2 protein-coding genes are annotated in these 1,038 nt (G+C 42.7%); both read left to right on the forward strand.

Going from position 1 to position 1,038, the window contains the following annotated elements:
- Positions 1–306: 306 nt before the first annotated feature.
- A complete protein-coding gene (locus tag ASJ81_RS24790; RefSeq protein WP_394339139.1) occupies positions 307–534 on the forward strand; it encodes a hypothetical protein in 228 nt (75 codons plus the stop codon).
- Positions 455–1,006: an alcohol dehydrogenase catalytic domain-containing protein gene (locus tag ASJ81_RS13560; protein ID WP_394339140.1), complete on the forward strand. Its 552-nt coding sequence runs from the start codon at positions 455–457 to the stop codon at positions 1,004–1,006. Before ASJ81_RS24790 ends, ASJ81_RS13560 begins: the two co-directional genes overlap by 80 nt.
- Positions 1,007–1,038: the final 32 nt, after the last annotated feature.

The following is a 1,038-nucleotide window of genomic DNA, read 5'->3' on the forward strand; positions in this document are numbered from 1 at the left end:
GGATTGGAAATTGGGGAATTTTAATCCGGCTAAAATGAGGAATTATTCACCGGCCTTGACACCAATATCATTCCCAAATATATCATACAATTTTCATATTAAAAATTAGAGTGATTATTCAAAATTCAAGGTTTTGGGATAGGTTCATTATAAAAAACGGAAAATAAATAATTGGATTACGAAGTAGCCATTGCAATAAGGAGTAGCTACTGCAATAAGGAGTAACTATTGCAATAAAGGTCACCATATTTCTTAAAAGATATACAAAAACCGATAGAGGACCTTTATGGAATGTGGGGGGAAGTTATGAGAGCTGTTGTATATAAAGGACTAAAAGATGTCGCCGTAGAAGAGGTAGATGATCCAAAGATAGAGAATCCCAGAGATGCTATTATTAAGCTCACTTCGACTGCAATCTGCGGAAGCGACCTCCATATGTATGACGGAAGGACAGTTGCAGAAACCCGATACTGTGCTTGGGCACGAGCCTCTTGGAGTTGTAGAGGAAGTTGGAGATGCTGTTACATCTTTTAAGAGAGGAGACCGCGTTGTTGTCACCTTTAACATTGCCTGTGGGCACTGCTTTAACTGCGTTAGAGGCTTTACGAGCGCTTGCCTGACTGTTAATCCAGAGATTGCAGGGGGAGCATTTGGATATGCAAAAATGGGCCCATATAAAGGAGCACAGGCTGAGATGTTGAGAGTACCATTCGCAGATCTTAACTGTACCAAATTACCTGGAACGGCGGGAGATAAATGGGAAGATGATTTTGTCCTGCTGGCTGATATCTTTCCAACTGGCTACTATGCTACCAAGCTGGCTATGGTACAGCCCGGAACTTCAGTCGCAGTTTTCGGTGCCGGACCTGTTGGTTTGCTTACAGCTTATTCAGCACTGCTGAAAGGAGCAGCTCAGGTATTTGTAGTTGATTACATCCCTGAGAGACTGGACCTTGTCAAGAATATAGGTGCTATACCTATTGATTTCAGTCGAATACCCCGCTAGCTTGCTGCGGGGATGGAAAACTTCCCCGGTAA

The sequence above is a fragment of the Methanosarcina spelaei genome (genome assembly GCF_002287235.1).
Classification (GTDB): domain Archaea; phylum Halobacteriota; class Methanosarcinia; order Methanosarcinales; family Methanosarcinaceae; genus Methanosarcina; species Methanosarcina spelaei.

Excerpts from the sequence above, each read along its gene's own strand:
- ASJ81_RS24790 (WP_394339139.1), top strand. The coding sequence starts at position 307 with ATGAGAGCTGTTGTATATAAAGGACTAAAAGATGTCGCCGTAGAAGAG.